Source organism: Halomonas sp. B23F22_3 (assembly GCF_043496965.1).
Taxonomy (GTDB): domain Bacteria; phylum Pseudomonadota; class Gammaproteobacteria; order Pseudomonadales; family Halomonadaceae; genus Halomonas.
Map to the genome: position 1 here is coordinate 308,345 of NZ_JBIEKG010000003.1, position 19,560 is coordinate 327,904.

The 19,560-nt window shown below is 68.1% G+C and carries 18 protein-coding genes; 1 reads left to right on the plus strand and 17 read right to left on the minus strand.

Features of this window, described 5'->3' with window-relative positions:
- Positions 1–18 precede the first annotated feature (18 nt).
- From ACGTNG_RS07865 to ACGTNG_RS07930, 14 genes are all read right to left on the minus strand, one after another.
- A complete protein-coding gene (locus ACGTNG_RS07865; protein WP_394576457.1) occupies positions 19–2,205 on the minus strand; it encodes a methyl-accepting chemotaxis protein in 2,187 nt (728 codons plus the stop codon).
- 97 nt (positions 2,206–2,302) lie between these two features.
- Complete coding sequence (locus ACGTNG_RS07870) at positions 2,303–4,078, minus strand: methyl-accepting chemotaxis protein (protein ID WP_394576458.1); 1,776 nt, start codon at positions 4,076–4,078, stop codon at positions 2,303–2,305.
- A 53-nt stretch (positions 4,079–4,131) separates the two neighbouring features.
- Positions 4,132–5,751 carry a methyl-accepting chemotaxis protein gene (locus ACGTNG_RS07875; protein WP_394576460.1) on the minus strand — a complete coding sequence of 540 codons (1,620 nt, stop codon included), beginning with the start codon at positions 5,749–5,751 and terminating at the stop codon, positions 4,132–4,134.
- Positions 5,752–5,809: 58 nt separating this feature from the next.
- Entirely contained in the window at positions 5,810–6,307 is a 498-nt protein-coding gene (gene cheW / locus ACGTNG_RS07880; RefSeq protein WP_349756707.1) for a chemotaxis protein CheW, read from the minus strand.
- Positions 6,304–8,460, minus strand: a complete 2,157-nt coding sequence (gene cheA / locus ACGTNG_RS07885) for a chemotaxis protein CheA (protein WP_394576461.1) — start codon at positions 8,458–8,460, stop codon at positions 6,304–6,306. The genes cheW and cheA overlap by 4 nt, the downstream gene beginning before the upstream one ends.
- Before the next feature lie 34 nt (positions 8,461–8,494).
- Entirely contained in the window at positions 8,495–9,451 is a 957-nt protein-coding gene (gene motB, locus ACGTNG_RS07890) for a flagellar motor protein MotB (RefSeq protein ID WP_394576462.1), read from the minus strand.
- Positions 9,448–10,320 carry a flagellar motor stator protein MotA gene (gene motA / locus ACGTNG_RS07895; protein WP_394576463.1) on the minus strand — a complete coding sequence of 291 codons (873 nt, stop codon included), beginning with the start codon at positions 10,318–10,320 and terminating at the stop codon, positions 9,448–9,450. The genes motB and motA overlap by 4 nt, the downstream gene beginning before the upstream one ends.
- Before the next feature lie 132 nt (positions 10,321–10,452).
- Complete coding sequence (gene flhC, locus ACGTNG_RS07900; RefSeq protein ID WP_394576464.1) at positions 10,453–11,040, minus strand: flagellar transcriptional regulator FlhC; 588 nt, start codon at positions 11,038–11,040, stop codon at positions 10,453–10,455.
- A gap of 3 nt (positions 11,041–11,043) precedes the next feature.
- A complete protein-coding gene (gene flhD / locus ACGTNG_RS07905) occupies positions 11,044–11,370 on the minus strand; it encodes a flagellar transcriptional regulator FlhD (RefSeq protein WP_394576465.1) in 327 nt (108 codons plus the stop codon).
- 292 nt (positions 11,371–11,662) lie between these two features.
- Entirely contained in the window at positions 11,663–11,950 is a 288-nt protein-coding gene (locus ACGTNG_RS07910) for an EscU/YscU/HrcU family type III secretion system export apparatus switch protein (RefSeq protein ID WP_394576467.1), read from the minus strand.
- Positions 11,947–13,179 carry a flagellar hook-length control protein FliK gene (gene fliK / locus ACGTNG_RS07915; RefSeq protein ID WP_394576468.1) on the minus strand — a complete coding sequence of 411 codons (1,233 nt, stop codon included), beginning with the start codon at positions 13,177–13,179 and terminating at the stop codon, positions 11,947–11,949. The genes ACGTNG_RS07910 and fliK overlap by 4 nt, the downstream gene beginning before the upstream one ends.
- Positions 13,176–13,550 (minus strand): flagellar protein FliT, encoded by a 375-nt coding sequence (locus tag ACGTNG_RS07920; protein WP_394576470.1) that lies wholly within the window; start codon positions 13,548–13,550, stop codon positions 13,176–13,178. Before ACGTNG_RS07920 ends, fliK begins: the two co-directional genes overlap by 4 nt.
- A 2-nt stretch (positions 13,551–13,552) precedes the next feature.
- The gene (fliS, locus tag ACGTNG_RS07925) at positions 13,553–13,972 is read right to left on the minus strand and encodes a flagellar export chaperone FliS (protein ID WP_394576471.1); all 420 of its coding nucleotides are present in this window, start codon (positions 13,970–13,972) and stop codon (positions 13,553–13,555) included.
- A 196-nt stretch (positions 13,973–14,168) separates the two neighbouring features.
- Complete coding sequence (locus ACGTNG_RS07930) at positions 14,169–15,854, minus strand: HD domain-containing phosphohydrolase (RefSeq protein WP_394576472.1); 1,686 nt, start codon at positions 15,852–15,854, stop codon at positions 14,169–14,171.
- 314 nt (positions 15,855–16,168) lie between these two features.
- Here ACGTNG_RS07930 and ACGTNG_RS07935 point away from each other — a divergent pair, with 314 nt between their 5' ends.
- Positions 16,169–17,929: an EAL domain-containing protein gene (locus ACGTNG_RS07935; RefSeq protein ID WP_394576473.1), complete on the plus strand. Its 1,761-nt coding sequence runs from the start codon at positions 16,169–16,171 to the stop codon at positions 17,927–17,929.
- A gap of 48 nt (positions 17,930–17,977) precedes the next feature.
- On the opposite strand, the gene ACGTNG_RS07940 is transcribed toward ACGTNG_RS07935, so the two are convergent.
- The 3 genes from ACGTNG_RS07940 to flgA all read right to left on the minus strand — a co-directional run bounded on the left by ACGTNG_RS07940 (position 17,978) and on the right by flgA (position 19,547).
- Positions 17,978–18,427, minus strand: a complete 450-nt coding sequence (locus tag ACGTNG_RS07940) for a flagella synthesis protein FlgN (RefSeq protein ID WP_394576474.1) — start codon at positions 18,425–18,427, stop codon at positions 17,978–17,980.
- Positions 18,424–18,717, minus strand: coding sequence for a flagellar biosynthesis anti-sigma factor FlgM (gene flgM, locus ACGTNG_RS07945; RefSeq protein ID WP_394576475.1), 294 nt, complete (start codon positions 18,715–18,717; stop codon positions 18,424–18,426). The genes ACGTNG_RS07940 and flgM overlap by 4 nt, the downstream gene beginning before the upstream one ends.
- A gap of 116 nt (positions 18,718–18,833) precedes the next feature.
- The gene (gene flgA, locus ACGTNG_RS07950) at positions 18,834–19,547 is read right to left on the minus strand and encodes a flagellar basal body P-ring formation chaperone FlgA (protein WP_394576476.1); all 714 of its coding nucleotides are present in this window, start codon (positions 19,545–19,547) and stop codon (positions 18,834–18,836) included.
- Between the last annotated feature and the right edge of the window lie 13 nt (positions 19,548–19,560).

Below are 19,560 nucleotides of genomic sequence, written 5' to 3' on the forward strand. Positions count from 1 at the left end.
CGACGCTTCGGGGCTCGTTCAAAATTCCTCCCACTCCTCGACGGTCTCGGGCTGGCGAGGCTGATGCCGGTGGGCGGTCGGCCTGGCCGCATGGTCCGCGGATGATGACGAGGGAGACGCGCTGGCGGAGGCCTCGGTGCGGGCACGCCGCTCCGCGAGGGAGGGCGCCCGCTCCATGCCCGCGCCGCGCAGGCGGAAGGCGGAAATGGCATTGCCGAGCAGGCCGGCCTGCTGTTCGAGCTCGCCGGCGGCCCGCGCCGAGGCCTGGACCCGTTCGGCGTTCTGCTGGGTCACCTGATCCATCTCCACCACGGCCTGGTTGATCTGGCCGATGCCGTTGCTCTGCTCCTCAGAGGCGGCGGTGATCTCGCCCATGATGTCGTTGACCCGGGTGGAGGCCTCCAGGACGGCACTGAGGGAGCTCTCCGCCCGGCGCACCAGCTCGGCGCCGTCGTCGATCTGGCGGGCCGAACCGTCGATCAGCTCGCGGATCTCGCTGGCGGCGTCGGCGCTGCGGCCCGCCAGCTTGCGCACCTCCCCGGCCACCACCGCGAAGCCGCGGCCCTGCTCGCCGGCCCGCGCCGCCTCCACGGAGGCGTTGAGCGCCAGGATGTTGGTCTGGAAGGCGATGGAGTCGATGACGTTGATGATCTCGGTCATCTTGCGCGAGCCGGCGGTGATCTGGCCCATGGTGTCCACGACTTGGTGCATCAGCTCGCCGGTCTCCTGGGTGCGCTCGGCGTTTTCCGAGGCCAGGCCGCTGGCCTGGCGCGCGTTGTCCGAGTTGTGCTGCACGGTGGTGGTCATCTCCTCCATGCTAGAGGCGGTCTGCTGCAGCGAGGCGGCCTGCTGTTCGGTGCGCGCGGAGAGATCCTCGTTGCCCGAGGCGATGTCCCGGGCGGCCGGCGTGACCACGCGAATGCCGCTGTTGACGTCGCCGACGATGCTGCCGAGGCTCTTGCGCATGATATCGAGCGCCTCCATCAGTCGGCCCAGCTCGTCGCGCCGGCGCGCCGGTACGTCGGCGGCGAGGTTGCCCGAGGCGATCTGCAGGGTGAAGGCCTGGGCGTCACGCAGCGGACGCAGCATGGCGCGCAGGGTCAGCGCGCCGATCACGATCAGCGCCAGCAGGCCGATGGCCAGCATGCTGGCCTGGGCGATCAGCATCTGGCGCTGCTCGGTCTGTGCCTCGTTGGCCAGCATGGCCGCATCGGCCTGCTTGCTCTCGATCAGCGCGTTGACCTCGCCGGAGAGGGTCTCGCCCATCGCCTGCATCTCCTCGATGTGCGGCGGCAGGCTGGTGAACATCTCGAACTTCTCGTCGGTCTGGAAGAGCGTGATGGCGCGCTCCAGGCCCTCCTCGAGGTAGCGCGTCAGCGCCTCGTCGAAGACGTCGGCCTGGCCCCCCTGGTTGACCTCGCGGGCCCGGTACGCCTGCCAGAGCGACGCCAGCGAGGCCTGTGTGTCCCGCATGAATTCGGCGTTCTGCTCCTTGTTCTCGATCAGCTCGAAGCGCTTGCCGCGCGAGAGCGTCTGGTGGGCGCGGGTGGCGAGCTGATCGATCTGCTGGAGGCGGGCGACGTCCTGCAGGCCGTCGCGATCCAGGGCCTGCAGGCGCTCGCCTGCGACCTGCAGCCCGAAGAGCCCCATGGCGCCGCTCGCCGAGAGCAGCAGGCCGGCCACGATCACCATGATCACCACCCGGGCCCGCAGGCTGCGCAGGTTGAGGCGGGCCAGGCGGCCGGCCAGCCCGCGGCGGCGCAGCTGGCCGCGATCCAGGGTGAGATGCCGTCCCTTGCCCTCGCGGATCAGGGCGTAGGCCTTCTCGGCCTTCTCGATGGCCTCGGGACTGGGCTTGACCCGCACCGAAGCGTAGCCGACCACCTCGCCGTTCTCGACGATCGGCGAGACGCTGGCCTCCACCCAGTAGTGGTCGCCGCTCTTGTGGCGGTTCTTGACCAGGCCCTTCCAGTGCTCGCCGGCCGCCAGGGTGTCCCAGAGGTTCTGGTAGGCCGCCTCCGGCATGTCAGGATGGCGCACCAGGTTGTGGGGCGCGCCGATCAGCTCCTCGTGGCTGAAGCCGCTGACCTCGATGAAGGCCGGGTTGGCATAGGTGATGCGGCCCTTGAGGTCCGTGCGTGAGATCAGGAAGTGCTCATCGTGGAGCGGGCGTTCCCGCTGGGTGACGGGCTGATTGTTTCGCATGCGAGGTCCCCTGCTGAGGCAAATGGCTAGGCCAGTTGATTGTTATCGAGTGCCGCCTTCTCGGGCGGTGCCGAAAGACGCGCGATGACGGAGCGCGTCAGAACGACTCCCACTCGTCATCACGCGCGCTTCGCGCATCGTCCTTCTCGTCGACGCGTCGCGCCGGCGCCCGACCCTCCGGCGCCCGACCCTCCGGCGCCCGACCCTCCTGCGTCCGGCCCGGCATCAGCGATGGCATCCAGCGCGCCAGGTCGTTGGTCGCGTCGTCGTCCCGCGGATGATCCTCCTCGCGGTGGGTGGCCGGCTGGCCGATCTGGAAATGCGTGACGGCGACCTTGAGCCGGCTGGCCTCGGCCTCCAGCTGGTTGGCGGCGCTGGCCGCCTGCTGGACGAGCTCGGCATTCTGCTGGGTGACCTGATCCATCTGGGTGACCGCCTCGTTGACCTGGGAGATGCCGTTGCTCTGCTCGCTGGAGGCGGCGGCGATCTCGTCCATGATGTCGCTGACCCGCTGCACCGCCTGGACGATCTCCTCCATGGTCTGGCCGGCCTGATCGACGCTGGCGGTGCCGGCATCGACCTGCTGTACCGAGGCCTTGATCAGGCCGCGGATCTCGCTGGAGGCATCGGCGCTGCGACTGGCCAGGCTGCGCACCTCCTGGGCCACCACGGCGAAGCCGCGGCCGTGCTCGCCGGCGCGGGCCGCCTCCACCGAGGCGTTGAGCGCCAGGATGTTGGTCTGGAAGGCGATGGCGTCGATGGTGCCGATGATCTCCGCCACCTGATGGGAGCCCTTGCTGATCCGGTGCATGGTCTCGACCACCTCGCCGACCACCTCGCCCCCCTGCCTCGCGGTGCGGGTGGCCTCGGCGGCCAGCTGGCTGGCCTGCTGGGCGTTCTCGGCGTTCTGTCCCACGGTGGAGGAGAGCTCCTCCATGCTGGAGGCGGTCTCCTCCAGGGAGGCGGCCTGCTGCTCGGTGCGGGAGGAGAGGTCGTTGTTGCCGCTGGCGATGCTCTGGGAGCCCTGGTAGATCGCTTCGCCGCTGGTCCGCACCCGGCCAACGGTCTCGGCGAGGCCTTGCTGCATCTGCGACAGCGAGGCGTAGAGCCGGCCGATCTCGTTGTTGCCGCGGCGCGGGATCTCCTGGGCCAGATCGCCCTGCTCCATGCGCTCGAAGTAGCCGACCAGCCGCCCCAGCGGGCGGATGACGTTGACGGTCACGCCCCACAGCACGCCGACGATGGTCAAGGCGGCGATGGCGAGGGCGGCGATCATCAGCAGCTGCAGGAGGCCGACCTGATCGAAGAAGCCGCTGTAGAGGGCGCGACCATTCTGTTCGGCGGCCACGAAGAAGGTCACGGCGTCGTCGTAGAAACGCTGGGTGAGCGTCTCCACGTCGTCGTGCAGGTTGGAGAAGGCCTCGGCGCTGCCCTCGGTGAGCGCCTGCTGCTGGGGCCGCAGCCCCTCGTTCATCAGTGCCGTGAAGCTCGCTTCCACCGCCGCGATCCTGGGCTGTTGCTCCGCCTGGCGCGGCAGGCTCAGGAACTCCTGGAAGGTCGACTCGACCCCGTCGAGCTCCTCGCTCAGCGCCTCGGCCTCGGCCTTCACCGCCTCCCGCTCGTCCGGCCAGACGGCCTGGGCAAGGCGCGCGTGAAGATTGCGCAGCTCCATCTGCGCGAACAGCATCTGCGTGTTGGTGCGATTCAGCGCGGAGACCTGGTCCACGTTGACCCGGTTGAGGGTCTGCAGCGAGTCCTCGCTGTAGCGCACGGTATAGAGCCCGAGGCCGCTCAGTACCAGCACCAGGGCGGCGAAGACCGCGAGCACCAGGCTCCAGCTGACCCTGACGGTCATGTTGTCGAGAAGCTTCACACGATTCTCCTGTGGTCGGGCGACCCTGGCCGCCCCAGTGATCGAAGGGGCGGTCAGGCCTCGGCCGGCTCGCGGGTGTCGCGTGCTCGCTCGGCGGGCGGGTCGGTTGGCGCGAGGCTCTCAGCGCCGCTCGGGGCGACGCGGAAATGCGCCACCCGGTCGCGCAGGTGCTGCGCCTTGACCGTCAGGCGCCGGGCGGTGTCGGTGCTGCCCTCCACCAGGCCGGCGTTCTGCTGGGTCATGCGATCCATCTGGGTGACGGCCACGCCGACCTGCTCGATACCCTGGCTCTGCTCCCGGGTGGCGGTGGATATCTCGTCCATCAGGCCGCTGAGCTGGTCGATGTCCCGGGCCATGCCGGCGATCAGCTCGTCGGTCTCCTTGACCCGTCGCGTGCCCTCGACGACCTTGCCGTCGGAGTGCTCGATCAGCGCCTTGATCTCGCGGGTCGCCGTGGCCGAACGGCTGGCCAGGTTGCGCACTTCCTCGGCGACCACGGCGAAGCCGCGGCCGTGCTCGCCGGCGCGGGCCGCCTCCACCGAGGCGTTGAGGGCCAGGATGTTGGTCTGGAAGGCGATGGCGTCGATGGTGTCGACGATGGTGTTCATCTGGGAGGCGCTGTCGTTGATCTCGGTGATCGCGCCCACCACGTCCGCCATCGCCGTGCGGCCGCGGGCGGCGTTCGAGGAGGTCTCGCCGGCCAGGGTGCTCGCCCGCTCGGTGTGCTCGGCGTTGTGGTGCACCGTGGTGGTCAGCTCCTCCATGCTGGAGGCGGTCTCGGCCAGGGCCGCGGCCTGCTGTTCGGTGCGTGTGGCCAGCTCGTCGTTGCCCGCGCCGAGCGCGACCACCTCGGTGTTCACGGCGTCGCTGTCGCGATGGATCTCGCCGATGGTGGTGGCCAGGGCGCGGCGCATGCGCTCGATGTCGTAGAGCAGGCTGCCGGTGTCGCCAGCGCGCAGCCGCACCTCCCGGGTGAGGTCGCCGTCGGCGATGATCCCCACCGCCTCGGCGGCATAGCGCGGGTCGCCGCCCAGGGCGCGGGTCACGCCGCGGATCACCATCACCATCAGCAGGCTCACCGGCACGCCGATGACCAGCAGGGCCAGCAGGGTGCCGGTCAGCGAGGAGACGAAGGCGGCATTGATGTCGTCGATGTAGACGCCGGTGCCGACGATCCAGCCCCAGGGGGCGAAGCGCTCGTGGTAGGACGACTTCGGGGCGGGCTCGCCTCCCTCCTCATGGGGCCAGAGGTAGTCGACGTAGCCGTCGTCCTGGGCGACGTCCTCGGCGAACTCGCGGAACAGGTAGCGGTCCTCGACGTTCTGGAAGTCGCCCACCTCGGTGCCTACCGGCAGGCGGGGGTGGCTGAGCAGGGCGAAGTCGCCGTTGAAGATATAGAAATAGCCGCGCCCCTCGTCGTAGCGCATGGCCTTGATCAGCGACGCGGCCTGCGTCTGCGCCGTCTCGCGGTCGATCTCGCCGGCGGCGACCCGCTCGGCCTGGCCTTCGAGGGTCGACATCGCCAGGTCGATGTAGACTTCGAGCGCCGCGCGCCGCTCCTCGAGCATGGTCTGGCGGGTCTCCCAGGCGCCCCAGCCGACCATGAGCAGCATGGCCAGCCAGATGAGTCCGAGCGATCCCCACAGCTTTTGTGTTGTTGTCAGTTGCCGCATTGTGCCGTCCCCTCGCGGGTCATTGGGTCATCGAGTCGTGTATGGAGCCGGGCGTGGGTCAGTCGCCGACGGATTCGACCAGGGCCATCTCCTCGCTGGTCAGCAGCTTGTCGATGTCGACCAGCACCAGCATGCGATCCTCGAGGCTGCCCAGGCCGCTCAGGAAGTCGGAGGAGAGCGTGACGCCGAACTCCGGGGCCGGCTTGATCTGTTCGGGGGTGAGGGTCATGACGTCCGAGACGCCATCCACCACGATGCCCACCACTCGCTCGCCGACGTTGACCACGATCACCACGGTCTGGCCGCCGTACTCGACGGTGTCGAGGTGGAACTTGATGCGCAGATCGACGATCGGGACGATGATGCCGCGCAGGTTGGTCACGCCCTTGATGAACTCCGGGGCGTTGGCGATGCGCGTGACGTTCTCGTAGCCGCGGATCTCCTGCACCTTGAGGATGTCGATGGCGTACTCTTCCTCGCCCAGCGAGAACACCAGGAACTCGCGGTTATGGGCCTCGGACGCGGCGTGGTCGGCGTTGCGTGTCAGGCTGGTCATGATGGTTCTCCCTCCTTGCGAAACAGCGTTGAGTGGTCGGTGGTGGCGCGCTGCGGGCGTCGCGCCTCCTTCTTGGCACGGTTCAGGCGGTGCAGGTCGGCGATGTCGAGGATCAGCGCCACGCTGCCGTCGCCGAGGATGGTCGCCGCCGAGACGCCCGGCACCTTGCGATAGTTGGTCTCGAGGTTCTTCACCACCACCTGCTGCTGGCCGATCAGGTCATCCACCAGCAGGGCGTAGCGGCGCCCCTCGCCCTGCACGATCACCGCGATGGTCTCGTTGAGCTCGGTCTTGGCGCCCGCCACGTCCAGCGCCGAGTGCACGGCGACCACGGGCAGGTACTCGTCGCGGACCTTGAGCACCACGTCGTCGCCGGCCATGGCGTAGAGGTCCTCGCGGGAGGGCTGCAGGGACTCGAGCACGGTGGAGAGCGGCAGGATGAAGACCTCGCTGCCGACCTTGATCGACATGCCGTCGAGGATCGCCAGGGTCAGCGGCAGCACGATGCGCGTGGTGGTGCCCTGGCCCTTGCGGGACATGATCTCGACGTGGCCGCCCATGCCCTGGATGTTGCGCTTGACCACGTCCATGCCCACGCCGCGCCCGGAGACGTCGCTGACCTCCTTGGCGGTGGAGAAGCCGGGGGCGAAGATCAGCTGCCACACCTCGTCGTCGCTCATGGTGTCGGAGACCGCGAGGCCGCTTTCGCGTGCCTTGGCGAGCAGCTTGTCGCGATCCAGGCCGGCGCCGTCGTCGATCACCTCGATGAGGATGTTGCCGCCCTGGTGCTGGGCCGAGAGGGTCAGGCGCCCGGTGCGCGGCTTGCCGGCCGCCTCGCGGGTCTCCGGGTCCTCGATGCCGTGATCCAGGCTGTTGCGCACCAGGTGGGTGAGCGGGTCGATGATGCGCTCGGTGAGGCTCTTGTCGAGCTCGGTGGATTCGCCCTCGGTGACCAGCTCCACGTCCTTGTCGAGCTTGCCGGCGAGGTCGCGCACCAGGCGCGGGTAGCGGCTGAACACGTAGTCCATGGGCACCATGCGCACCGACATGACCGCTTCCTGGAGGTCCCGGGCGTTGCGCTGCAGCAGGCTCATGCCGTTGAGCAGGCCGCCATGGGTGACGCCGTCCAGTTCGCTGACGGTCTGGTCGAGCATCGACTGGGTGATGATCAGCTCGCCCACCAGGTTGATGATCTGGTCGACCTTGTCCACCGAGACCCGGATCGAGCTGGACTCGCCGCCCGCCTTGGCCTTCTTCGCCTTGGGCTTGCCACCCTCCTTCTTGGCATCTGCCGCCTTGCCGCCATCGGCCTTGGCGCCCTCCTGCGGGGCGGCCGCTTTCTTCGGGGGCTCTTCGTCGGCGCCTGCTGGCTGGCTCCCCTGGGGGGCGTCGGGGACGCTCGCGGCGGGAGCCTCGGCGCCCTGTGCGGCCGATGCCGGTGCGGCGGGGGTGACCTGCAGCTGCTCGGGCTCGACGATGAAGCACATCACCGCCTCGATGTCCTCGCCGCCGATGGCGGTCTGCAGCGTGACCTCGTAGCGCGCCTCGTCGCCGTGCTGTTCCTGCACCGTGCCGAGCTGCTCCAGTTCCTCCACCAGCAGGCCGCGGTCCTTCTCGCCGACGTTCAGCAGGGCCACGGTCAGCGTCTGCTCGCCCGAAGCGGATGCGGCCGGTTCGCCGTCGGCCGAGGGCGTGCTTTCCGGCTCGGGCTTCGCGGCGACCGGTTCCGCGGGGGGCGTGCCGCCGGCCGCCTCGAGCTCCTGGCCGATCTCCTCCAGGGCCAGCTGTTGCAGGGTCTGGCAGATCCGCGCGAAGGCCTCCTGGTCGGGGACCTCCTCGTTGCGATAGGCGTCCAGCTGGTCGTGCAGCATGTCCTTGGTTTCCAGAAAGGTGTCGACGATGTCCCGGCGCAGGGTCAGCTCCCCGCGGCGGGTGTGGTCGAGCAGGTTCTCGAAGAGGTGCGTGGTCTTCTGCAGCACGTCGAAGCCGAAGGTGCCGGCGCCACCCTTGATCGAGTGCGCGGCGCGGAAGATGGCGTTGAGCTGCTCGGCATCCGGCGCCTCGAGGTCGATCTCGAGCAGGTGGCGCTCCATGTCGGCGAGCAGCTCCTCGGCCTCCTCGAAAAAGGTCTCATAGAAATCGGTGATATCCATGCGCGTGTCCCCACCCAGGAATGGTTGTTGCCCCTCAGGGCCGTGGTTGTTCTGTGCCGAGCGCCTCTTGCAGGCTGCGGTTGAATCGCTCCAGCGGCGCCTCATTGCTGCCGCGATTCTGCTGCCGGCCGAGCGCCGACGGTGAGCCGGCGCCGTTGAGCACGCCCGGCGAGCGGATGCGCTCGGCGACTGCACGGAACAGCACCAGCAGCTCGATGCGTCGGTTGACGGGGTCGCTGGCCTCGGTGCCGGGCATCACGACCCGATCGGCGAAGCCGGAGACCCGCAGCAGCTTGGCCGGATTCAGCCCCCCGGCCACCAGCTCCCGGCGCGAGGCGTTGGCCCGGTCGCTCGAGAGCTCCCAGTTGCCGTAGCCGCGGGTGCCGTTGAGGTAGGCCAGGCTGTCGGTGTGGCCGCTGATGCTGAGGTCGTTGGGTAGCTCGTTGAGCAGCGGCGCCATGGTGCGCAGCAGGTCGCGCATGTAGGACGCGACCCGGGCACTACCCAGCTCGAACATCGGGCGCTGCTCGGTGTCGAGCAGCTGGATGCGCAGGCCCTCGGGGGTCATGTCGAAGCGCAGCTGCTGCTGCAGCTGGCGCAGGTCCGGGTCGGCCGCGATGGCGCTCTCGATGCGCTGCTGGAGATCGCGAAAGGCGCGGCGCTGCTGGTCGCTGGGGCGGGTCTGGGTGCGCAGGTCGATGCGCGCGCGTTCGCCCTCCGAATGCACCGGGTCGGGGCCGCCGCCGGGGATCACGTTGGGGCTGCGTGCCGCGCCATCGCCGCCGGTGATGGCGGTCAGCAGGGGGGTGCGAAAGTACTCGGAGACGGCCTCCCGCTGCTGTTGGTCGGATTGCGAGAGGATCCACATGACCAGAAACAGCGCCATCAGGGCCGTCATGAAGTCCGCCAGGGCGATCTTCCAGCTGCCGCCATGATGCCGATGGACGACCTTCTTGCGGCGGATGATGATGGGTCTGCGATTCGGGGTCATGCGCCGCCTTCACCTGCCTTGGCACTGCGGACGTACTCCTCCAGTTCGCTGAAGCCGGGGCGTTCCTCGGTATGCAGGGCCTTGCGTCCGAACTCCACGGCGAGCTGAGGGGCATAGCCGTGCAGGCTGGCCAGCAGGGTGACCCGCATGCACTGGAGGATCTTCTCCACCTCCTTCGCTTGCCGCTCGACGCGGCTGGCCAGCGGATTGATGAAGCCGTAGCCGGCCAGGATGCCGAGGAAGGTGCCGACCAGGGCGTGGGCGATCATCCGCCCCATCTCGTCGGGCGCGGCATCGGCCGCGCTCAGGGCCTTTACCACGCCCATCACCGCGGCCACGATGCCGAAGGCCGGCATGGCATCCCCGACCTTGGCGATGGCGTCGGCCGGGATATGCGCCTCCTGTTCGAAGGCCTCGATCTCGTGGAGCATCAGCTCGTCGAGCTCCATGGGATCCATGCTGCCGCTGACCATCAGGCGGAGGTAGTCGGTGAGGAAAGCCATGATCAGCGGGTCGGCGAGCACGCGGGGATGTTCGTTGAACAGCGGGCTCTCGGCGGGGTTGTCGATGTCGCGTTCGATGCCCAGCATGCCGTCGCGGCGAATCTTCGCGAGCATCTTGTACTGCAGCGCCAGCAGCTCCATGTAGAGCGCCTTGTCGTACTTGTTGGAGCGGCGCAGCCGGCCGAAGATGCGAAAGGTCGCCTTGATGGCCTTGCCGTTGTTGGCGGCGATGAAGGCGCCGATACCGGCGCCGCCGATCATCAGGAACTCCGTGGGCTGGAAGAGCGGGCCCAGGTGGCCGCCCGCCAGGGCGAAGCCCCCGAACACGGACAAGATGACGACGAGGTATCCAATGGGTATCAGCACGGCCGGTATCCCTAGCGTGGCGATGAATGACGTTCTTCATCGGATATCGGCGGTGTCGGGAGAGACTTGAGGGAGGCGGTGAAACTTGTCGTCGAAAAGCGGCGGAGTATCGCGGGCCTGGGGCCGGGAGGGTCAGGCCCGGCGATGATGGCGGTGGGGTGTCGACGAGGCGTCGCTGGGGGGCTGTTCCGCCACGCTCTGCTGACGCTTGCGGGTCTTGCCGGCGCGCGAGGGAGGCTGGCAGATGCCGCAGACATAGTCATGGGTCGGGCTGTGGGCATGTGCCACGAAGTGACCGGCACAGCGGGTGCATGCCGAGAGCTGCAGCAGATCGCTCTCGAAGAAGCGCACCAGGGTCCAGGCACGAGTCAGGCCCAGCACGGTCTCGGCGCCATCGATCTCCACCTGCTCGGCGTAGAGCCGATAGGCCTTGATGAAGGCCTCCATCCGCTCGCAGCCCTGATCTTCCAGAAGACGCAGGAAGATGTTGTAGAACAGCGATGAGTGGATGTTCGGCATCCAGGTGATGAACCAGTCCGTGGAGAAGGGCAGCATGCCCTTGGGCGGCGACATGCCGCGTATTTCCTTGAACAGGCGGATCAGTCGGGCGCGGCTCAGGTCGGTCTCGGTCTCCAGCACCTGCAGGCGTGCGCCGAGTTCGATCAGGTCGATCGCCAGCTGCACCTGGTTCATTTCCGCGAGCAGGCTCTTGGTGGACATCCCTTATTGCTCCCTGGCGGTCGATGCCGCCGGCCGGGAGGCCATCAACAGCGACGTGTGGAACTGGGCAAGCCCCTGCTCCCGGGGATTGTGGGTCAACTGTCGCAGCTGCTCGGCACTGTCGTGACCGAAGTGACAGAGCAGCTGATTGACCCGCGAGAGCCGGGTCAGCTGGCGCGCATTGAGTTCCTGAAGCAGGTCCGCCATCTCGTCATCGATCTTGAGGCGAAACTTGGCCGTGGCGCGATCCTCGTTGATCAGGCGCTGAGCGAGCAGGAGGTAGGCGAGATTCATCTCGTGAATCTCGTCGATGTGGCTATTGGTCTGCATGGCTCTCTGTCGACTCCCAACCCCGATGGTATGGACATGGCGGCCTATGACCGCTGCTCCGGCGTCTGTTGACGTGGCCGGGGCGTCCGTATTGTCAGCGGTTGGTGAGCAGATGCAATCGGGCCCGAGAGGAGTCACGCGCTGGCCGATCGGGATAAATGGTATTACCTAATAAAAAAGATGAGAAAAATCATGCTTCTCTCACTGTATCTCATGCATTAAATTAAACTTAGTTTTTTACAAATGTTTACACAGATTAGCGCTATGACACCCATAGCGGTGCTCTATCACGTTAGGGATGATCCGTTGATGATTCCGGGGTTCGTTCATATACCCAGACCAGCAGCTCCGCGATGACCTGGTAGAGTCGTGGGGGGATCGCCTCGTCCAGATCCAGCTGCATCAGCAGGCCGACCAGCTCCGGTGCATCGTGGACGTGCACGCCCTGGTGCCGGGCTTCCGCAATGATACGCTCGGCCAGCTCGCCATATCCTTGCGCTATGACACGTGGCGCGTCATTCGCGTCGTGATAGGCCAGGGCCACGGCCTGGCGGCGCCCTCGGGGATCCTGGTCGTTCACGGTGTCGGTTCCTCGTCCAGCTTGCCCAGTTCGATCTGGACCGTCTCGAAGCCATGGCCGGCCAGTCGGGAGCGCAGGCTCTCCAGATCACGCTCGAGGCGCTGTCGGGCCGACTCATGGGCCAGGCGCAGGTCGACCTCCACGCGGTCCGCATCCATCCACAGCGAGGCCTTCAGGCGTCCCAGGCCGGCGACGTCCAGATCGATCTCCGAGCGCCATCCGCGCTGTTCGCCTTCCCGGCGTTGCGCGTCGGCCTCTTCGCCGCCCGTCCACTCCTGGTGACCCGGTGGCATCGGAACCATCAGCGCCATGAACAGCCCACTCCAGACGTCGCCCTCCCAGCGCAGGGCCGGTGTCACCAGCATCTCGAGCTGGTGGCGGACGATGCCCTGCAGGCTCTCGTGAATCGGTGGGCCAGCAGGGGGCCGGGGGAGCGCTTCGGCCAGCGTCTCCCGTGCGGCGACGGTACCGCCCTGTTCCGAGCCGGCGGGCGATGGCGCCGGGCTGGCCGGTGCCGCCGCGGGGGACTGGCTCACGACGTTGGCCGGTGGCGGCGAGGAGGCCGAAGCGGGTGGAATGCCGGCCGGTAGGGTGTTCGGCCCGGGGCGTGCCCCGCGGGGCAGGGGGGCTCCGGGCAGAAAGGGCAGGTCGCGAGGGCCGGCGAGCCCGCTCGGAGCGGCGTCGCCCTGCTGCGTGCCGGCGAGGGCGAACTGCAGCGTGCGCCACATCTGGGGTTCTTGCTGGAGCTGCTGGCGGGGCATCTCCCCCTTGAACCAGCGGACCAGGTGCGACTCGTAGAAGAGCCCGCTATGGCGGATGCTCTCCTCCAGACGAGACGCCAAGTTGGCCGCCTCCGGCGCCTGCCCCGTGGCCATCAGCGGCATTGGCGGCCGCACGGAGGAGGGCGGAGCGGGAAAGCGCATCAACAGGTCGGCGATGGTGAGCGCCGAGCGGCTGAAGTGGGTCTGGGTCGAGGCGGGCGACTGGCCCGATGCGGGGAGCGGCTGGGTCGCGCTGTCCGACGCGGTGCCTGGGGTGCGCCCCAGGCCGGGCAATGGGGCGGGTCGGCTCCTCGCATCGAGCCGCGAGTCGCTGTGCAGGGCCTTCGGGGCCTCGGCAGGGGAGGTCGGCTTGACCGGTTGGTTCAGGTCCTGAGGGGGCTGGGTGTCGACGCGCTTGCCCAGCACCTGGTGCAGCAGGGTATCCAGCAGCGGGGTGATGCCGCTCACCGGGCGCGGCTTCCTTGACCCGGATCGCTGATGTCATAGGCGCGGTGCAGCTTGCGCTGACGCTGCGCGGTGCCGATCAGCTCCCCAAGCTCGTCGCGCCGCTCGATCAGGCGCGCGCGGATCTCGAGATCGTTCTCCAGGATCTCCTCGAGCAGTGTCGCCTTGCGGGCCCGGTTCTCGGCATCCAGCTGGCGTTCGGTTTCGAGTGTCGCCAGCTGTTCCACCTGCATGAGGTAGCTCTCCTGCTGGCCGATCAGCGTCGGCCAGTCGGCGTCGCGAGCCGAATCCAGCATCTGGCGGGTGCGCGAGCGCAGCGCCTCGTAGTGCTCGACCAGTACCTGCTGGCCGGTTGGCTCCCCACCCTGGTCCATGTTCACCCCGCCGATGCCTGGTTGCCGATCTCTCGCCAGGCCGAGGCGATGTCGTTCAGCAGCGCCTCGGCCTGGTTCAGGCTCTCGACATCGTTGTGCCGGTTGGCCGACAGCAGCAGGCGAGCCACGTAGTCATAGAGGGAGGCGAGGCGCTCGGCGATCTCGCCGCCTCGCTCGGCGTCCAGGGCGGCCAGCAGACCGTTGTTGACGATATCCAGCGCCTTGGAGATCGCCTTGCCCTTCTCTGCGATGTTGCCCCCCTCCATATGGATGCGGGCGGTGCGGATAGACGCCTGGGCACCGTCGAACAGCATCACGATCAGCTGATGGGGGCTCGCGGACATCGCGGCGCTTTCGACGCCGACCTTGGCATAGGCGCTGGCTCCGCGCCCGTAGGCGGCGGCTCCTCGCATGGCACTCATGGGTTGCATGCTCCTGTCGTTAAGGCCTCGATCGATGGCCATGGGGGGGAAGGTCTCGCTCTGGGCCATGCTGAAACGGCCGTCATGACGCCTCCCCTTCACTGCGCACAGTCTGACAAGCCGGGTGCCCCGTGTTGACGTGAACAGCACTCGCCAGCGTCGCTATTTCTGAGTATCGGCCGGCCCGACGGCGACTTTAGCGTGAAACCGGCTGTTCCTCCTGAATGCTGCCGAGCCGTTGAACGGCGCTGCCGCGACACACCTCGCCGAGATTCGGCCCGGGAGGCTCCGGGGCGTCGGTCAGCTGGACCCGATCGGGCTGTCCCTGCGCATCCAGAGACTGGACCCAGGCCAGCTGGCCGCTGTCGTAGCGGATCAGGGTGCCGATCGGATAGAGGCCGAAGCGCTGGATGTAGCGCTTCACCCAGCGGGAGTCGAACTGTTCGGAGTGATTCAGCAGGTGTCGATAGATGGCTGCGGTGCGCCAGGCGGGCCGATCCGGCCGCTCGCGTCGCATGCCGTCGACGGCGTCCACCACCGCCGCGGCCCGGGCCAGTTCGTGCAGGCGGTCTCCGGTCAGGCCGCGGGGATAGCCGCTGCCGTCCAGGCGCTCGTTGACGTTGTGGGCCACCGAGTCGAGGATGTTGGCGGAGAGCCAGTGGCAGCGCCCCATGCGACTCATCAACGCCTCCACGTGGCCGTGCATCTGGCACCGCTGCTGCTCGTCGGGGTGACGCACCTGCCAGAGTTCGGCCGGCCACTGGGCCTTGCCCAGGTCGTGCACCATGGCGCTGGCCACCATGGCCTTGCTCAGCTCGCGGGGGATGGGCGGCTGCCCGGCCAGATCCAGCAGGAAGACGCTCATCGCGAGGCTGTGGCGCACCAGCTGGGGTTCGTGCTGGAGGCAGCGGGTGGCGAAGAGCAGGCCCTCACGATCCTCGTCGTGGAGCAGCATCAGGCGATCGGCATGGCGTGACAGCTGTATCGAATCGATCTCACCGCCCTGCTGCAGCTCGAGAATCTGGGCATCCAGGTAGCCGGCGATGCGCGCCAGCCGTTTGGCCATGGGCGTGGCATAGTCCTGGGTATTGCGCCGCCCCACCGTGGGCGGTGACGAGGCCTGGGTCTGGAAGAGCAACGACGGCAGGCGTGACGCCTCGCTGCCCTCGGCATAGCGCGCGGACTCGCGTTCGATCTCGCGCACGAAGAACCAGAGTTGACGCTCCTGCTCGCTGCTGGGATTGGCGAAGCGGAAGCCGGCCAGGATCACCTGGCGCGCGGTGTCCACGGTATGATGGCGCGGCGAGGCGCGCACCGAGAATCGGGTATCGTTGGGAAAGCAGAGTTCCACCTCCAGCGGCTGGCTGGCATCCGCCAGGATGGCGCCGGCGGAGAGGTCCAGCTCCAGCTGGCAGCCCTCCAGCGAGAGATCCTTAAGGTCCCCCTGGACCGAGCCGTCCCGATCGTCGCGCAGGATCGCTCCGACCTCCATGCCCAGTCGCAGCCGGGCACGAAAGGAGGCGCGACGCTGCAGTACCTCGAGGTGGTAGGGGAAGGGGCAGGTGCAGGTCAGGCGACCCTCTACTTCGTGGCACTCGTGCATGGCCAGTAGCGGGGTACGCAGCATCTTGCCCTGGACCTGGCCCAGCAGGCGAAACGCCTGGCCGCGCTTCAGCTCGCCGGCGATCTCACGAATGGCGCTGATGTCCAGCGTCAGGAGGGCGGCATCGGGCTGTTGCTCCGCGACCAGCACCGGGAGCGGCTTGCTCCCCGGGGCGTCGACCTGCAGCGATGCCCCGCCGGGCTCGATCAGTGCCTCCAGCAGCGTCTCGATCTCCGCGGGGCTCTCCACGCGAGTGTAGCCATCCTCTTGCTGCGCCATCCTTTCCTCATCTCGCCGGCTTTGCCTGGGGGTGCTATCGGCCGCGCGGCGCTCATCTTGAGACGGGCGTCGCCAGGTGCCTCAAGTCCGGGGGCGTGCGGCCGATAGTCTGAGTTTCCAACTGGGTCTTTCATGTCTCCTTTGGGGCAGGGGCGCGCTATGATGCCCTCATGCGCCGGGTCAGCAGCGCCGTGGGCAGGGCATGGGCCCGTGACTCCGATAGAGAGATTGGCTGACCCACGGTATCGGCGGCTGATCAGCCAATTGTCAAACGCCCAGATGTTCTTCGCGCCCATCACTTCCGGGAGTTTCCCATGTCCAACGACGGTGGCGGATCACCCCCCAAATCGCCCTCCGGGAAGCGGGAGCCAGAGGGCGTCACGCTGATGCAGCATCCGGCCCTGCTGTCTAGTCTGCTCCTCGAGCACACCCCGATGGCCATGGTGGCTCTCAACGCCGGGGACGAGGTGCTGTGGGCCAATCCCGGCTTCCTGGCGCTGCTCGGTTCGGCCGAGGCGGATCTCGTCGGCAGGCGACTCACCGATATCGTGCGCATGGTCTCCTGGCTGCCGGTGCAGCGCGAGATGGAGGTTCACTCGGCGGGGCATCGTTGGCAGCGCATCTGGCTGGCCAGCGAAGGACGCGAGGCATCGAGGATGGTGCTGATGTCCGAGGTGATTCCAGAAGCGGAGGCGGTGGGCGTGGCCAAGCTGCTGGCCTTCGTGGACCTGCGAGACGGACAAGCCGAGGAGGTGCCGCCCTTCTCGGACCCCCACACCGGCCTGGCCAGTCAGTGGGTCTTCGAAGACCGCCTGCGGCATGCGACGGCGCGAGCGGATCGTCACGATCAGCCGTTGGCCGTGCTGCTGATTCGGCTGGACGGTGCCGACGATGTCCGGGCTGCCTGTGGCGAGCCGGCGATGCAGCACCTGCTGGCACAGATCAGCCGTCGTCTGACGGGCACCCTGCGCGGCGAGGACAGTATCGCCTACCTGGGGGGCGACCGCTGGGCGGCGCTGATCGAGCATCCGGTCTCCCCGGAGAGCCTGCAGGCCGCCGTGCTGCGCTGTCTCGAGGCCATGGAGGCGCCGTTCACGCTGGAGCGTCCGCCGCTGCTGCTGACGCTCTCCATCGGCATCGCCCTCTACCCGGACGACGGAGCCGCCTCCGAGCAGCTGATGGAGTGTGCCGGCCAGGCACTGGATCGGGCGCGCCCGGCCGGCTATGCCTTCTTCGATCGTCGCCTCAAGCAAAGGCTATCGCAGCGCATGGCGCTGCGCCGCCGTTTGCAGGAGGCCCTGCTCTGCCCCGATCGGCATTTCGTCGTCGCCTACCAGCCTCAGATCGACCTGGCCGATGGCCGCTGCGTTGGTGTCGAGGCCCTGGTGCGCTGGCGACATCCCGAGCGGGGCATGCTGCCGCCCGACGATTTCCTGCCGATGGTGGCCGAGATGGCGCAGATGGTCAGGCTCGACCGCTGGGTCATCGAGCGGGTCATGGCTCAGCACGAACGTTGGCAGGCGCTCGAGGGGAGGCTCTCGGAGCTGAGGATATCGGTCAATCTCGATGCCAGTCTGCTGGAGCAGAGCGTCTTCGACGGACGCCCGCTGGACCGCTTCCTGCGTCAGCGCTGCGACGACCTGAGCTGGCTAGCATTGGAGATCGATGGGCGGGGGCTCTCGCAGCAGGCCGAGGCTCATGGGCTGCTGCTGCGTCGTCTCTCGCGCATGGGGGTGCAGCTGGTGGTCGACAACCTGGGAGAGGCCCCGGTGGACCTGATTCGCCTGGCGATGCTGCCGGTCGCCCAGGGAAAGATCGGTCGCGAGCTGGTGCATGGCCTGGGGGACAGCAGTCCCTTTGCGCGCCAGGCGGTCAGCGCGCTGTCACAGTGCCTGAAGGCACTGCAGCTGGGCAGCATCATGGTCGGGGTGGAAACGACCGAGGAGCTCACCGCGGCACGACGCAAGGGCGTCGATTGGGTCCAGGGGCACCTGCTGGGTCCGCCGATGTCTGCCGACGCGCTGGCGATCTGGCTGGAGGAGCGTCCCGACCGACAGCTGTTGCTGGAGTCGTGACGAGGCGGTGTCGTGCCCGGGAAGGGTGAAGGATGACGGTGAGGCGTGTCAGGCGGAGGTGTTCAGCCGTCGCTGCCCTACGGTCGCGCGTCCGTCGGCGGCGTACACGGACTTCTCGGCGATGCGGTGGATGTAGTCGAGCATCTGCTGATTGTGCGACATGCGCAGACCGATCAGGCGTCCGTTACGCTCGTTCAGGCGAGCGGTATGGGCCGCCATCTCGAGGGTGGCCTGCCACTGCTCAAGGCATTCCGCGTCTTCGGCCGCCTGGCGGGCGCCGCGGCCGCCGCCGGGATAGCCAAGCTTGTGCTGCACCTTGGTCCGGCTCGTCTCGGCCTCTTCGAGGCTAAGCAGCAGCCGAGCCTTCTCCTGCGCGATCTCCTCGAGGCATGCGCCGTCGATCGTGCCGTTCAGCAGCTGCTCCTGCTCGTGATCGAGGAGGCGCGTCAGCGTCTCGAGTCGAGACTGTTGTGCTGCGAGCAGGCGGTGCAGGCTCATTCGCCACGCTCCTCGCCTTTCAGCAGGTCCTGGGCGCTCGCGATCAGGCCGTCGGCGATACGCTCGGCCCGCACGTCCAGTCGCCCCTCGCGAATGGCCTCGCGCAGCTCCTCGACGCGCGCGGTGTCGATGTCCTGGCTGGCATCCGTGGCGCCCTGGCTCAGGTGGGTCGTGGCGGACGGGCCGGCGTCCTGTCGAGGAGCTCGGTTCGCGCCCTCGGCCTTGCGGCTCTCGTCACGCGGCTCCGCCTGGCCGGCGCGCGGCAGGGGATGCAGGTTGTCGATTTTCACGGTGATGGCCTCGTGACCGATGTGTTGATGAAGGGTATCGGCCGTCGATTCGCGAACTTTAACGCGGCGCATGGCTTTGCGGCGCTTGTGCGGCGATGAGTGTGCGGTCGAGCCGTTTAAAAGTCCACGGCCAGGCGTCCCTCGCCGGTGATCCGCGCCTCGAGGATCTCGCGATTGGCGAGGCGCACGCGTATCCGCTCTCCCCGGCCGCCCGGTGACAGCGCCTCGCCGCTTCTCGTCACGCGAAAGCCCGCCCCGCGCGCCTCGATGACCACCTGTTGTCCCCGCCTGACCAGCGGCCGCGGGCGCAGGTGGTAGCGCTGCAGCGTTACACCGGCCGCCAGATGCCGGGTGGCCTGCTGGCCGATTGCCTGGTCGGGATCGAGCACGGCCTGGCGGGGCAGGCGATCCAGGCGGCCGGCGACCTCGGCCAGGTCCTCCGGGTGGAGCGTCTCGCCGGTGCGCACGTCTCGCGCCAATTCCACATAGTGCCCGGTGACATGGATCTCGGCCTGGAGGTAGCGCACCCGGCTGTCGTCTCCGCAGCGCACGCCCACGGAGACGCGGCCGACCGGCCTCTCGGCGGCGCGGGGCAGAAAGATATCGGGCCGTGGGCAGGCGGGCAGGGCGGCCCGAGGCGGATACACCTCGATGGCGACCTCGTCGCCCGGTCGCGCGGCGCGCTCAACGAGGACGTCTTGGACCTGTGCCAGCAGGGCCTCTTCCTTGGGGGCCTCTGCGGCATACGTCGGCCCGGCCAGCAGCAGGATCAGCGCGAGCAGGCGAGCGGCGTGCCAGAGCAGGCGGTGTGGTCGGCGATGGCGCAGCATGTCGAGGCCAGGC

Coding starts and splice junctions, on each gene's coding strand:
- ACGTNG_RS07865 (WP_394576457.1), bottom strand. CDS start 2,205: ATGCGAAACAATCAGCCCGTCACCCAGCGGGAACGCCCGCTCCACGAT.
- ACGTNG_RS07875 (WP_394576460.1), bottom strand. CDS start 5,751: ATGCGGCAACTGACAACAACACAAAAGCTGTGGGGATCGCTCGGACTC.
- cheW (WP_349756707.1), bottom strand. CDS start 6,307: ATGACCAGCCTGACACGCAACGCCGACCACGCCGCGTCCGAGGCCCAT.
- cheA (WP_394576461.1), bottom strand. CDS start 8,460: ATGGATATCACCGATTTCTATGAGACCTTTTTCGAGGAGGCCGAGGAG.
- motB (WP_394576462.1), bottom strand. CDS start 9,451: ATGACCCCGAATCGCAGACCCATCATCATCCGCCGCAAGAAGGTCGTC.
- flhC (WP_394576464.1), bottom strand. CDS start 11,040: ATGTCCACCAAGAGCCTGCTCGCGGAAATGAACCAGGTGCAGCTGGCG.
- flhD (WP_394576465.1), bottom strand. CDS start 11,370: ATGCAGACCAATAGCCACATCGACGAGATTCACGAGATGAATCTCGCC.
- ACGTNG_RS07920 (WP_394576470.1), bottom strand. CDS start 13,550: ATGGACCAGGGTGGGGAGCCAACCGGCCAGCAGGTACTGGTCGAGCAC.
- fliS (WP_394576471.1), bottom strand. CDS start 13,972: ATGAGTGCCATGCGAGGAGCCGCCGCCTACGGGCGCGGAGCCAGCGCC.
- ACGTNG_RS07930 (WP_394576472.1), bottom strand. CDS start 15,854: ATGGCGCAGCAAGAGGATGGCTACACTCGCGTGGAGAGCCCCGCGGAG.
- ACGTNG_RS07935 (WP_394576473.1), top strand. CDS start 16,169: ATGTCCAACGACGGTGGCGGATCACCCCCCAAATCGCCCTCCGGGAAG.
- ACGTNG_RS07940 (WP_394576474.1), bottom strand. CDS start 18,427: ATGAGCCTGCACCGCCTGCTCGCAGCACAACAGTCTCGACTCGAGACG.
- flgA (WP_394576476.1), bottom strand. CDS start 19,547: ATGCTGCGCCATCGCCGACCACACCGCCTGCTCTGGCACGCCGCTCGC.